The organism is Shewanella sp. A32, assembly GCF_029167175.1.
In the GTDB taxonomy this organism is placed as follows: Bacteria; Pseudomonadota; Gammaproteobacteria; order Enterobacterales; family Shewanellaceae; genus Shewanella; species Shewanella yunxiaonensis.
This window is the reverse complement of record NZ_JARFTS010000036.1, coordinates 1-12,229: the sequence shown is the minus strand read 5'-3', so window position 1 is coordinate 12,229 and position 12,229 is coordinate 1. Positions and strand designations below refer to the sequence as shown.

Below are 12,229 nucleotides of genomic sequence, written 5' to 3'. Positions count from 1 at the left end.
GTGCGCTTACGGCTTGAGTTAGTTGATGTCGCCATAAAGAAGTCCTCTTTATGTCAACGTATTTCAGGACGGGACATTTTAAATGAAAAAAGGAGCCATTAAGGCTCCTTTTTGACGTATTCGTTTTGCTTAAGCAGCAAAGTTTTTGTTCACGAAATCCCAGTTTACCAATTCCCAGAAATGCGCCAGGTAGTTAGGGCGGGCATTACGGTAATCGATGTAATAGGCGTGTTCCCAGACATCTACAGTCAACACTGGAGTTACGCCATCGGTTAATGGGCAACCAGCGTTGGACGTGTTTTGGATTGCCAGAGAACCGTCAGCTTTTTTCACTAGCCAGGTCCAGCCTGAACCAAAGTTACCAGTGGCACTTTTAGTAAATTCTTCTTTAAAGGCTTCAAATGAGCCGAAAGCTGCAACGATTGCATCTGCGACAGGACCAGTCGCCACACCACCAGCATTAGGCGCTAAACAGTTCCAGTAGAAAGTGTGGTTCCAAACTTGGGCTGCGTTGTTAAACACTCCGCCGGTAGCTGATTTGATGATCTCTTCCAGAGACTTAGCTTCATTCTCGGTACCAGCGATCAGTTTATTCAGGTTGACCACATAAGTGTTGTGGTGTTTGCCATAGTGGTACTCGAGTGTTTCTTGGGAAATATGGGGTTCCAATGCGTCTTTTGCATATGGTAATGCAGGTAATTCGAAAGCCATTGTTATCTCTCCATTGACTTGGGTTATCATTCTTGAACATGCTCACTGGATGCTATTGTACTGATAAAATTTGTGAAGTGCATCATCGTTTTGCTTAAAAATGTAGTTGCTTTACATTAGAATATATGCATTTAAAAAACCATACTTTTCCTGTGTTTTTGTTAGCCTACTGAGTGGCGTACAATAGTCAGCAATATCTACTCCATTAATACTCAGGAATCAAAATGGATACTGTTGAAAAAATTAAGCGTCAGATTAGCGAAAATCCAATCATCCTCTACATGAAAGGTTCACCTAAGCTGCCAAGTTGTGGTTTCTCTTCCCAAGTTGCTCAAATAATGATCAATATTGGCGAGCAGTTCGCATTCGTTGATATTCTGCAGCATCCAGATATCCGTGCAGAATTGCCTAAATATGCAAATTGGCCGACCTTCCCACAACTTTGGGTTGAAGGGGAACTGATTGGTGGTTGTGATATTGTGACTGAAATGTATCAGAAGGGTGAACTTCAGACGCTTATTAAAGAAACCGCTGATAAATATAGAAAAGAAGAAGAATAACTTAAATCATATGCTCAAGAAAAAGCCGCCTAGTGCGGTTTTTTTATTCACATTCCTAGCCGCATAAAATTTAACATTTACCCCAATTGTCACCTTTATGATAGTTCATCTTTGCTTGTTATTGTGCTGCTCATTTCCTTTTAAATAAATTGTTAAAATTAAATTTAATTTATTTTTGTTAACACAGATTATGTATTTAAACATAAACAAACGCAATCATAAAAATAACAAATAATTTTCATATAAACAAAATATAAACAATTATAACAATATGTTGTCATTGTCGAAGCTGAAGTGTGGGCAAATGCTTGTGTAGTCTTGCTTTGCATGGTTATTGATAAGTTCCTTGTCACATTTTGAAATGTGATATCAATCACAAAAATGTCTAAGGGCATTGTTAATGAAAATAGACAATATTTACATGTAACATTATTAAATATGACTATTTTAAAAGCATTTCCAGGTTAATTTTACTGCTAATTATTAATCCAATTGTTGTTTTAAATAAAAATGGAACATAAATGAAACAATTAATAAACATTTTGTGTTACTCGGGTTTGTAAATACGGGATTGACGCCTTGTTTACTTGGCGACAGTATTCTCACTCGCCTGATTTTCAGGCGTGAATAAATATAAAAAATCGGCTGTAAAACAAAACCAGGAAGTAAGGGAGTTTTTAATGCTTAAAACTAATAAGATTGCTTCAGCTGTCAGATTGTCTCTGATTGCTGCTGTATCTGCAGGTTCTGTAGGCTTTGCACATGCTGCTGCCGCAGCAGATCAAGCTACCGCTACTAACAGCGATGTAGAGCGCATTGAAGTTACCGGTTCTCGTATCAAACGCCAAGACATGGAGACTGCGTCTCCTGTGACTTCTATCAGTGCAGACACTATTGTTGCCCAGGGGTATGCCTCTGTTGACCAACTGCTGCAGGATCAGACTTCAATGGCTGGTGCTCCTATTGGTTCAACCACCAACAACGGTTCTGACGGTGTTGCTCAGGTAGATCTGCGCGGTATGGGGGCTAAGCGTACTCTGGTATTGCTAAATGGCCGCCGTATGGTGAACTCAGGTTCAGGTGCAGATAGTGCTGTTGACCTTAACGCTATCCCTGTTGCGATGATCCAACGTGTAGAAATCCTGAAAGATGGTGCTTCTGCCGTTTACGGTTCAGATGCGATTGCCGGGGTAGTGAACATCATCACTAAGAAAGACTACGAAGGTGGTCAGTTTGATGTCAAGTCATCAACTACTGACAAAGGCGATGGCCAGACCTACGAACTGAACGGTTTGTATGGTTTTAATACCAATAATGGCGGTAACTACACTATTGGTGCTGCTATTTCTAAACGAAACGGTGTGATTCAGGCTGATCGTAATTGGACTGAAGCTGGTTCTAGTTCTTTTGTACCTCAGGGCGGTATCATTGGTAATCAACTTGATCCCAATGGCAATTACGTTCTCAATGATCAAGGTACCCCGAAACAAGAAGTAAAAGTTCAGCAAGATGGTAGCTGGGTTCCATTGGAAGATGGTTACGATTACACTCAGGATAGTTACTATCAGACACCATCAAAACGTTACAGTGTATTTGCCAACATGACTCAGGAATTGGGTAATGACCTAGTGTTATCTGGCGATCTGTTATACACCAAACGTAAGTCTCATCAACAGATGGCTGCACAGCCAGCAGATATCTATTTGAATGTTTGTCCGTCAGTAACCGGTAGCTGTGTTAACATTGATAGTGCTATGGCCGCTGCCGGTATTGTTGCTGATGATAATGGTCAAATTGAGTATCGCCAGCGCACCAATAGTATTGGTGATCGTATTTATACTCAGGACACTGATACTTATCGCGCATCATTGGATCTGCAAGGTACTTTGAACGTTGCTAACGGCATGACTTGGGATGTTTCTTATACCTACGGTAAGAACAAAGCCAGTACTGGTACTGAAAACTCTATCAGTGCGGCTGCAATGGAAAGTGCTATTTATGCAGACCAAGATGCATGGTTTTACAGCGACACCGTACCATCTCAATATGTAGATGACATTAGTTACTTTGAATCTAACAAAGGCGGTAACGAACAGAATGACGTACAGGCTAACCTGAGTGGTGACCTGTTCCAACTGGATGCCGGTGCCGTAAGTTTTGCAATCGGTGCTGAATACCGTTATGAATCAGGTTATTACACTCCTGATGAAATGATTGTTACCGGACAGAGTACAGCTGCGCAGCAGTATCCTACTAGCGGTAGTTACAATGTAATCTCTATATACGAAGAAGTTAGTGTGCCATTCACTCAGAAGCTGACTGGTGACTTTGCGCTGCGTTATGACGAGTACAACACCTTCGGTAAGGCTTCTACTTGGAAAGTGGGTCTGACTTATCGCGCGACTGATGACGTAATGCTGCGTGGTGTAGTGGCTACCGGTTTCCGTGCACCTAATATCAGCGAACTGTTTGGCGGTGACACTGGTTCTTATGACTATTTGAAGGACCCATGGGGCATCGTTCAGGATTCTCAACTGCTGGTAAACTACACCTCAGATGCAAATCTGAAACCAGAAGAATCTGAATCTTACACTGCTGGTATTGTTTACTCTCCTAGCTATCTAGACGGCTTTTCGACTACTGTCGACTACTGGAAATTTGACATCACTAATGCCATCAGCCGGTTGGATGTGCAGTCATATTTGAATGCATGTAAGGCTGGGGATTCGTCTTCTTGTGATGCAATCAATGTAACTGCCAATGGTGATTTGAGCAATCTGACATCTTCGCTGACGAACGTTGGTACTGTGAAAACCAGTGGTGTTGATATCAACATTGCTTATAAGTTTGAAGGCTTGGGTCTGGATTGGGCCATCAATAACGATGCCACTTATCTGATCGACTACAGACAAGATGGTATCGATTATGAAGGTACTGTAGACGGTAACATGGGTGGTTACGCTCAATGGCGTAACAACTTCAGCATCACTGCTTCTCAGGGTGACTGGAGCATCATGTATTATAACCGTTATATACAAGCCATGCATTTAGACTGGACCGATGATGACGGCGTCGCTCAAACAGATCATGTAGCGAGTGTGATTTATCACAATATCGTAGGTACTTATCATTTCTCTGATAACCTGAGTCTGTCTGCTGGCGTGAAGAACTTCACTGATGAAGATCCTTCATATGTTCGCAATGGTAGCGACGGCGGTACCTCTCCACAGGTATATGACGTTGTAGGCCGTCAGATCTATGGTAGCGTAAGCTACAAGTTCTAATCGTCTCAGAGCAAAGTCTCCCGCATTTTGGAGACTTTATCTAATTAAAAAGCCCTCATAATGAGGGCTTTTTGATGCACATTTTTATTAGCTAGACAGGATTAGCCCAGACCTTTTTCAGCTGAACTCATCTGGATCAGCTCAATTTTATAGCCATCAGGATCTTCTACGAATGCAATTTCGGTAGTACCTCCGGCAACAGGACCTGGAGCACGTGTGACTTTACCTCCGGCCGCGGCAATCGCCTCACAACGGCTATAAATATCTTTTTCACCAATCGCAATATGTCCAAAGGCATTACCCATTTCATACTTATCAGTCCCCCAGTTATAGGTCAATTCTATGACTGCCGCACCTTTGCTTTCTTCTTCATAGCCAACAAAGGCGAGGCTATATTTATATTGTGGGTTTTCTGATTGCCGTAGTACTTTCATACCCATAACTTTTGTATAAAATTCAATACTACGTTCAAGGTTGCCCACGCGGATCATTGTGTGTAAAACCTGAGACATATTTACCTCTTTCTTGATGTTGCCTTTAGGCACGTTAAGCTAAAAGGCTAATTTTCGGAAATGTGCGACAACGCACTGTACTATGATTGTGGTGTTTGATAGGTCACATATTCTGTAACGTATTGTTGTATTTATTGTTGCATAATTAATAATGAAGTCGATGCTAACTCATGGAGATAACAATGACGACTGAATTAAAAATGGCTTTGGGGACTACATGCGTCATCGCACTGGTATTTGCTGCACTTATTGCTCAAATTTTCTGATGTGCCTTTGTTGAGCGTATTCGATGAGCTAAAGCCGCCTTACGGGCGGCTTTTTTATGACTCAGGGTACAGCTTATCCTTGTATTGGTATTATATCCACTAAAAATAATCTACGCTCAGTGAGTGAGTGAGTGGAATTCTTTATGTTGCAGGCTCTATCGGCAGTTATGGTGCTTATGATTCATTACAAATATTTTAGTTTTTTAATAGGTAACTAATTTTGACACCAAATAATCGGAAATCTCGCCTGATATCCTTTACAAAAAACAATAGCAAATGAACCCAATATGCTCAATCTAACTTTTTATTCCAATGGATTAGCAAGTTGACAGGGCAATCGCATATCCAACACGAAAATGCCCCGAAACATGTTACGACCACTGAACTCCTTGGTAATTGGAACTGTTAAGTTGACTAACAATTTTTAATGAGACACAGTAACAAAAGGAGCTGTAATTAATCATTATCAGGGACATTACTTGAGCGATAGACTTTCAGCTATATCAGACTTCATTCTTCAACTAGACGCTTTGAAATCAGTCGAGAGGCGAACTTACATTAATGGTGGGGAACGACTCGAAAACTCAGCTGAGCACTCATGGCATTTAGCGATAACATGTTGGGCCTTCGCAGAGCTACTGCAAGATGACTATAACGTTCCTACTTTAATCAAACTAGCACTTATCCATGATATTGGGGAGATCGATGCTGGAGATACTTTTCTCTACAGCCCCAACAGAAATACAGCTCATATATTAGAACGTGAGAGCGTGGAGCGGATCGCTGCACATCCTGGAAATCCGATTGGCAATATTGTCGATCTCTGGGAAGAACAGGAAATCGGTGTGAGTAAAGAAGCAAAGTTATTGAAGGTAATTGACCGCTTATTGCCATTCTTACATAACATGACTAGCGAAGGCCAAGCTTGGAAGGATAATGGAATACATAAAGCCCAAGTGTTGAATATGCACCAATTTATCGAGAAGGAAAGTCCTGAAATTTATTCATGGTTTATTAAACAGCTCGAATATGCCGTTGAACAAGGTTGGCTTAAAGCATGATCTTTCACTGGTTGTTTCTTGTCTGTCCAGACTAGGCCCGTAACTTGGCGATGCCCCAAAGTGAGTTAAAAAGTCGTCTGTGGAGCAATCAAAAGCAGACTTTCTAGCCTAGAAATTTTCATCTATGTAACTCAAATGTTGCAATTCCTAAAAGCTGGACAGGCATACAGTCATATTCAAATCATGACTATTTTGTACTAACTTCGTGCGCGTTTTCACATTTCAGTCTAAATAAATATCCTTAAAATCATACATCTATAAACTTCATGGATTAGATAATAGGTTTGGAAAACGCGCATGCGCGTTTTGCCGGATAGTGTATTTGCAGAAAAGGTGATAACTTCTTTGCAATACAATTAGTTAACAATGCGCGTTTTTACTGGTCTAACGAGGTAAACGCGCATGCGCACTAATAAAATGTTATACATAAAGAGTACCCAACCATGGAAGATGCTAAAAATTTCTTCAATATAGTCTTTTTTATAATAATGAGTGTAATAGCAATCCTCTCCTATATTCAGGCGAGAAAAACGCTATTCTCACCAATAAAAACGGAAATCTTTAAGGTTCAAATTGAAGAATTTAAATCGGTATTGGCTTTTTTTAACAAGAGGAACTCAACAGACTTTGATAATGATTTTGATTTCCACAAAATCATGGAACTCAATGCACTCAGAATGCAGAATGAATATGTAAAACTATTCTTCAAGGATAAAATAACCCCTTCAGAGAAGATGCTAGAGTTCCTTGAAACTGCAGGTTGCGGAATGATAATTAACCAAGAACAAGCATCAAAATTCTTTGAGGTAGTTACTCCTGAAACAGAGGCAAGTAAAGTTCCAAATAAAGCTGTAGAGGAAGAAGAGTTGACCCCTGCTATTACGCTTGCAAAGTGGAATAAATTCATGCTTCCTGGAACCGAATACACGCGAAAGTTTCATGAGCGCATGGAAGAATTAACTAAATTAGCAGCATCTCCTCTACTTCCTAAAGAATTAACCGATCTAATTTATGAGTTTATGGGTGTCATTCATGAAAACCTAGGAACCGTAGGCAAAGAAGTAGAGTTGGCAGCTAAATCTATGCCTGAGCAATTCCCGACTCCGAGAGAAATTGTAAATTTCAATCCGCACTGGATATGGAATAAGTACAACCGCAGTAGAAAAAGTACAGACGAAGCATCAGCCAAAATATTAACTTTCGTAAACCAGCACCTTAAAATAAATGAGATTATGAGCTGATGTATAACAAGTCAAAGCACGCGGACTTGATAAAGCTGTCATCAATTTTGTTCCAAAATTGCCGCCAGCTTCACCAAGCCGGTGTTTGAGGCGTTTTGTGCAGCCATTACAATAGGTTAGCGATAGAATACTGTATATTATTACAGTCTATTTTAATATCGCAAATCCGTCTAGCGAAGTTTGATTTTTTCAGGCACGCTTGAAGCGTTAGCGTTGCAGGTGAAGCGAGCTTGCACGCAGCCACCGCCAGCCGGCTTCAAGTGAGGAACAAACATGCTCAAGGTTGGCGGAATACGGAGAGTTCAGATACAAGGAAGTCAAATAGCCCATCATCATGCGCACCTCCTACGTAATCTGTCACTCACAAAACAAGCCACTGCAACGGACACGGAAAAACGCGCCGTTGCGTTATGATCGTTATGCGTCAGCATGTCGATGTCAGTCTTCACATAAAATACAGGGAAAATTATGAAAGATGTAAATCCTCCACCAAATCCATCAACAACCAAAGGAAAGGGAAAGCTTATCCAAGATGTAAAACCAGGGAAAGCACTAGATTTTGACAAGGTAGGTATGATGGGTTTTTTAAAAAGCTTAAACCCCCTGCAGTTTGCATCTGAAACAATTGCTCAGATCACACACTACAAAATACAAATAAAGCATCTTGAAACGGAACAGCTTCGAATTCATGAAGAGGCTAAAATTCGCCATAAACAGATCGACTCAGCCCTTAAGGCCGGCCTTCAGTTACTTGAAGAGAGGAGGCGGGCGTTAGAAATGGCTTTAGAGGTTGTGGCTAAAGATCTAGAAAATACACATCTGGAAAAACAGAATATCTTAGACTGTATAAGTAACTTGGTAAAAAACATATCTGACCCGAATTTATCAATAGAAGAAAAACAAATGTCCAATATTCTTTTGCCAGAACTTACAGGGCTTTTAAAGACGCTTGGCGAGCAAAGTACAGTAAAGCTAGATTTGATTGCTAAAAATACTCAAAAGGCACTAGAAGCTATGCCAAATAGCGATCGTATACTTACATTTAGTGAGGATTAATACGTGTTACCAGTAATAGCAGGAGTGGCACTAATTGGTGCAGGTATATGGATTTACAACGAGCTCCAAGAGCAGTCTGGTGCCGAAAGGCAAAGATGGAGATCAAAACGCGCAGAGGTCGAAAGAAGCATTGAATGGCATAAGGAGCAGATTGAGAAACATCTTGATGAAGCCCGACAGTCGTACGACTTTACGGTTCTTGTTGATATGCACTATTCCTGCGTGAAAGTAGCTGATCAGGCATACTTGTTATTGAAAGACGCTAGAACATCATTGGACAAAATCGGCGAAGCCATTGTAAAAACTAAAGAACAAAGGGAAATTCTATTTCAAAGAAAAAAAGAAACAAAAGATTTATCTGAAAAGGAAGGAATCCAAGACGAAATAAACAGTATTCAACAGCTTAGGACTACGCTCTTTGACGATAAGGACGAGATTAAAAATCAACGAGATGAATTTCAAGCAAGAGTTAAAGAACTAAATAGTAAAACTCATACGCTAAAAATAAGTATCAAAGAAAGAACTGGGACTAAAGGCATTGAATGGTTTGAGCGACTTGAAGCAAGAAAGGCTAGAAGGAACGCATAACAAGCGCATGTTGTCGGACGGGTTTTCCGCTGCGCTCCAAACCAGTCGCAAATGCGGGCGTTATGAGTAAAGAGATAGGAGTAAGAATGAGAAAAACATTATGGATTTCAGCCATGCTATTCTTCGTACCGAACTTATCAATGGCGGAAGACGAGCCATCTTTACTAATGGAAGGTGGCCTAGCGAGCCTAATTGCTTTTAGGGATAGTTTCACTATTGAATACTCAGATCAAGTTTCTGATGGCTGTCTTCCGCAACCATCAAGAATGAAGGACAAAATGGAGTTAGCTATTAGACAAAATGGCTTTTCCATTTCAACGGAATCTATTCTTGCTAATAAAATTAAAGTAACGGCTATGGGTTTTTCGACAAACGCATCGTCATGCGTAATTTCACTACAGGCGGAATTGGAGTTCTGGGCTAACGTCGTAGTTCCTTTTTCTCAGACAGTGCCTACAGGAAGTAATACGCTCGCACCCATAACGTATGATTTTGGCACTGTAATTCTCACGGGAAATAAAAATGGAATGCAAGAAAGGGTTGAGAATCAAGTAAAAGAATTTGGCGATGATTTGTATCTAAGAATATCCAGGGCCAAGGACTACATTTCCAAAAAGTTCCCTCAAATTCCCCAATATCATGAACAACAGAAGTCTGACAAATAGAAAACACTTAACAAGTCAATTAACTTCGCGCCTACGGCGCCGGACGCAGCAAAGCTACGCCGGTTATTGAGGCGTTAACTGCCCAAGAGAAACCGAGTGAAGTACGAGATTCGAAGAGAAGATAAGGTCATCGGTATAACTGAGCTGGAGGGTGGCGACCCTCCTATGGGCTTCGTTTTTGGTGTGGTCGATCCAACTGACTTTTATGTGTCGGGTATAGGGCAGGCTGGCTATAGAATATACGTCGGTGAAACCAACGAGGAGATAGCTAGTGAGTCCATCACTATCGAAGATCTTTCGGAAGAGTTAGGTGAGCAATGTATAGAGGTAACAGTTTTAGTCAAGTCGGCGGAAGAATATGAAAAGTACTTCCATCACCATCTAGAAGCCTATGACAAACAATTTGGCTAGGCAGCAGTTAACAAGCAAAGGCATCGGACCTCAAAACTGCCGCTTCGCTCTGGCTTTGGTCCGCTGCTTTGGGTGTTATGCTATTGAAATTCTTTCAAGACAATTGTTTCGTTATATGACTTCTTATCTATAAGCACAAAAGTGGGACACTTTATGAAAACTATGGCTATTAATGATATTTCTGATACTGCTTTCTGGATATGCGCGTACAGAGCTGAAGAATCAAAACGCCATGATTCACTGTTTAGCGATCCTCTGGCCGAAATGTTGGCTGGTGATAAGGGGCAAGATATTGCTCGCAAGATGTCTGATTCCAGATATTCATCCTGGACGGTCGTTATCCGGACATGTGTTATCGACGAAATGATAGATACACTCATTCGTCAAAATGATATTGAGATGGTCGTAAACTTGGGTGCAGGGTTGTGCACTCGTCCATATCGAATGGAATTACCTAAATCCATACAGTGGGTAGAAGTTGATTATCCAGATTTGGTTAACTTCAAAAATGAAAAGTTAAAAGTAGAAATTCCTAAGTGTCAATTGAAGCGAATAGGGTTGGATTTATCAGATATAAACGCTAGGTGTAGTCTTTTTCAGCAGCTAAATTCATATAATAGAAAAGCACTTGTTCTCACGGAAGGTGTCATCCCATATTTAACTGAAGATCAAGTTGGTATGCTTGCATCTGATCTTCATAAAAATTCAAATTTTTTGTACTGGATAACAGAATATCATTCCAAGGATATGTACAAACATCAAAGGAGTAAACGAAAAAACAATGAAATGGGCGGTTCTCCTTTTCAGTTTTTTCCAGATAGTTGGTTTAAAGTTTTTAACGAAAGTGGTTGGGCTCTTAAAGAAAATAACTATTTATATGAAAAAGGTAAAACTTTGTATCGCCCCTTTCCCGCTCCTTTATGGGCGAAGGTGGTATATACATTCCTTCCAAAAAAAGAGGTGGAAAAAATAGAGAAAATGTTGGGTTTCGTTTTGTGGGTTAAAGAATAAGTATTATTTCATTGCGCATAACGAGGCCAAGCACTTTAGCCCTGCGGTACAGGGCTCGGACCTCGCTTCGCTCGGCCCGTGTTGGCAGCGTTAATCCATAGAAATTTTTATCCGAAACTGACGAGTTAGAGTTAAAGATCTAACTCGGAATTGTCCATTAATGCCCTACAGAATTACAAAACTCTGTTTGTGAATGAGCTTTTAGCTTTGTATCGTTGAAAAAGTGGTGTCACCATACTTTATTGTGAGGGTTTAAAACGGAGAGCTAAAGGTTGAAACTACCTTTTCTCTGAAACCACCGAGAAGCTCAAATGACAGTGATGCCGCAGGGGCTGATGGTTCTAGTGACATCAACTCTGCCAAATGCGATGGCGTATGTTCATCAAGGTAGGCTTGTCCAAATTTGAGTGCGCCAATGGACGTTGGGGGAAGAGTTTTGGATAGCAAAGGAAGGGTATTGACTCGACCCTGTGAGACTTCAGGTTCTAGTGCTTCCCGGAATACTACTGGAATGTCGGGTATCTCTTCAGCTATGCGGTTTGCGAATTCAATAAGTTTTGGTGCAGCGAAGGTGTATAGCCAGGCTTCTTGGTTTTTGCTTTTATTTTTACGTAATACTCTACCTAGAACTTGCCTAAAATAGAGTTCAGTTTTGACTCTGCTTAGGTGACAACATACTTGGAGACGTGGGATGTCAGTCCCCTCACTAATCATCCCAACACTAACAATCCAGTTTGTTGTGCCGTTCCTGAATTCATCGATTTTTAATGACGGTTGTTGTTCTTTTGTAATAGCCCCCAATTAAAACGGACACTCATTAGTTAAGCGATAGGCTTAGACCTATCTTTAAGGAGTGTCTATGG

The 12,229-nt window shown here is 40.7% G+C and carries 12 protein-coding genes; 9 read left to right on the top strand and 3 right to left on the bottom strand.

The genetic code is table 11. The features are described from left to right. Positions 1 to 129 precede the first annotated feature (129 nt). A complete protein-coding gene (gene sodB, locus PY479_RS16910; RefSeq protein WP_212593571.1) occupies positions 130 to 711 on the bottom strand; it encodes a superoxide dismutase [Fe] in 582 nt (193 codons plus the stop codon). Positions 712 to 935: 224 nt separating this feature from the next. Between sodB and PY479_RS16905 the strand changes: the two genes are divergently transcribed. Both PY479_RS16905 and PY479_RS16900 read left to right on the top strand, forming a co-directional pair. Then, positions 936 to 1,271: a Grx4 family monothiol glutaredoxin gene (locus tag PY479_RS16905; RefSeq protein WP_212593570.1), complete on the top strand. Its 336-nt coding sequence runs from the start codon at positions 936 to 938 to the stop codon at positions 1,269 to 1,271. A 680-nt stretch (positions 1,272 to 1,951) separates the two neighbouring features. Then, the gene (locus PY479_RS16900) at positions 1,952 to 4,555 is read left to right on the top strand and encodes a TonB-dependent receptor (protein ID WP_275484481.1); all 2,604 of its coding nucleotides are present in this window, start codon (positions 1,952 to 1,954) and stop codon (positions 4,553 to 4,555) included. 101 nt (positions 4,556 to 4,656) lie between these two features. Here the strand turns inward: PY479_RS16900 and gloA are convergent, their stop codons facing one another. Further along, positions 4,657 to 5,067 carry a lactoylglutathione lyase gene (gene gloA / locus PY479_RS16895; RefSeq protein ID WP_212593568.1) on the bottom strand — a complete coding sequence of 137 codons (411 nt, stop codon included), beginning with the start codon at positions 5,065 to 5,067 and terminating at the stop codon, positions 4,657 to 4,659. Positions 5,068 to 5,812: 745 nt separating this feature from the next. Here gloA and PY479_RS16890 point away from each other — a divergent pair. The 7 genes from PY479_RS16890 (at position 5,813) to PY479_RS16860 (ending at position 11,366) form a co-directional block, all read left to right on the top strand. Next, the gene (locus PY479_RS16890; protein ID WP_275484480.1) at positions 5,813 to 6,394 is read left to right on the top strand and encodes an HD domain-containing protein; all 582 of its coding nucleotides are present in this window, start codon (positions 5,813 to 5,815) and stop codon (positions 6,392 to 6,394) included. A 443-nt stretch (positions 6,395 to 6,837) separates the two neighbouring features. Further along, complete coding sequence (locus PY479_RS16885; protein WP_275484479.1) at positions 6,838 to 7,635, top strand: hypothetical protein; 798 nt, start codon at positions 6,838 to 6,840, stop codon at positions 7,633 to 7,635. A 468-nt stretch (positions 7,636 to 8,103) separates the two neighbouring features. Beyond that, positions 8,104 to 8,691 carry a hypothetical protein gene (locus tag PY479_RS16880; RefSeq protein WP_275484478.1) on the top strand — a complete coding sequence of 196 codons (588 nt, stop codon included), beginning with the start codon at positions 8,104 to 8,106 and terminating at the stop codon, positions 8,689 to 8,691. Positions 8,692 to 8,694: 3 nt separating this feature from the next. After that, positions 8,695 to 9,279: a hypothetical protein gene (locus PY479_RS16875; protein WP_275484477.1), complete on the top strand. Its 585-nt coding sequence runs from the start codon at positions 8,695 to 8,697 to the stop codon at positions 9,277 to 9,279. A gap of 86 nt (positions 9,280 to 9,365) precedes the next feature. Next, positions 9,366 to 9,944, top strand: coding sequence for a hypothetical protein (locus PY479_RS16870; RefSeq protein WP_275484476.1), 579 nt, complete (start codon positions 9,366 to 9,368; stop codon positions 9,942 to 9,944). 96 nt (positions 9,945 to 10,040) lie between these two features. Continuing rightward, on the top strand, positions 10,041 to 10,355 hold the full coding sequence (locus PY479_RS16865; RefSeq protein WP_275484475.1) for a hypothetical protein: 315 nt from the start codon (positions 10,041 to 10,043) through the stop codon (positions 10,353 to 10,355). A 153-nt stretch (positions 10,356 to 10,508) separates the two neighbouring features. Then, positions 10,509 to 11,366, top strand: coding sequence for an SAM-dependent methyltransferase (locus PY479_RS16860; RefSeq protein ID WP_275484474.1), 858 nt, complete (start codon positions 10,509 to 10,511; stop codon positions 11,364 to 11,366). A 252-nt stretch (positions 11,367 to 11,618) separates the two neighbouring features. On the opposite strand, the gene PY479_RS16855 is transcribed toward PY479_RS16860, so the two are convergent. Further along, complete coding sequence (locus tag PY479_RS16855) at positions 11,619 to 12,167, bottom strand: helicase-related protein (protein ID WP_275484473.1); 549 nt, start codon at positions 12,165 to 12,167, stop codon at positions 11,619 to 11,621. Positions 12,168 to 12,229: the final 62 nt, after the last annotated feature.

Coding starts and splice junctions, on each gene's coding strand:
- gloA (WP_212593568.1), bottom strand. CDS start 5,067: ATGTCTCAGGTTTTACACACAATGATCCGCGTGGGCAACCTTGAACGT.
- PY479_RS16880 (WP_275484478.1), top strand. CDS start 8,104: ATGAAAGATGTAAATCCTCCACCAAATCCATCAACAACCAAAGGAAAG.
- PY479_RS16860 (WP_275484474.1), top strand. CDS start 10,509: ATGAAAACTATGGCTATTAATGATATTTCTGATACTGCTTTCTGGATA.
- PY479_RS16900 (WP_275484481.1), top strand. CDS start 1,952: ATGCTTAAAACTAATAAGATTGCTTCAGCTGTCAGATTGTCTCTGATT.
- PY479_RS16870 (WP_275484476.1), top strand. CDS start 9,366: ATGAGAAAAACATTATGGATTTCAGCCATGCTATTCTTCGTACCGAAC.
- PY479_RS16885 (WP_275484479.1), top strand. CDS start 6,838: ATGGAAGATGCTAAAAATTTCTTCAATATAGTCTTTTTTATAATAATG.
- sodB (WP_212593571.1), bottom strand. CDS start 711: ATGGCTTTCGAATTACCTGCATTACCATATGCAAAAGACGCATTGGAA.
- PY479_RS16905 (WP_212593570.1), top strand. CDS start 936: ATGGATACTGTTGAAAAAATTAAGCGTCAGATTAGCGAAAATCCAATC.